Origin of the sequence: Cupriavidus sp. SIMBA_020, assembly GCF_046535395.1 — a bacterium.
GTDB classification, from domain to species: Bacteria; Pseudomonadota; Gammaproteobacteria; order Burkholderiales; family Burkholderiaceae; genus Cupriavidus; species Cupriavidus campinensis.
Genome location: NZ_JAWRWU010000112.1, coordinates 1 through 405 on the forward strand (window position 1 = coordinate 1; position 405 = coordinate 405).

At 53.1% G+C, this 405-nt stretch carries 1 protein-coding gene; it reads right to left on the reverse strand.

Features of this window, described 5'->3' with window-relative positions; translation table 11 throughout:
* Positions 1-76: 76 nt before the first annotated feature.
* Positions 77-405: hypothetical protein (locus SB751_RS28390; RefSeq protein ID WP_410748838.1), on the reverse strand; the 329-nt coding region annotated here is incomplete at its 5' end.

Genomic DNA, 405 nt, shown 5'->3' on the forward strand with positions numbered 1-405 from the left:
GGCAGGCGTCCCGGGTTCTTCTCGCGCCGAGGCTTGGATGGTGGCAGTACCGGTTCGTTTTGAAACCGTCTCTTAATTAGTAATGCCGGAAAGATATGATTGTCTCAACAGCAGCCGGCATCTCGACGCTCGCAGTCTCCGAACGCATTAAATCCGACAAGCGAGCGCGCTCCGCGTCGAAGACAGCGATATCATTGCCGTCCGCCCGATCGCTGCCAGCCTCAATCGTGCTGCTAAGCGACCTCAATTTTTCGTAATACTTGTGATTCCTCTGCTTGGCGTAAAAGCTTTTACCAGTATGGAGTTGAACCTCAAGATCTTTGCCGTCTTTGGTCCGCAGCCCGACGTTAATTCCGCGATATGTACCGTCATCTTCGACGAAAGCATTGCGAACCCGCATCACCT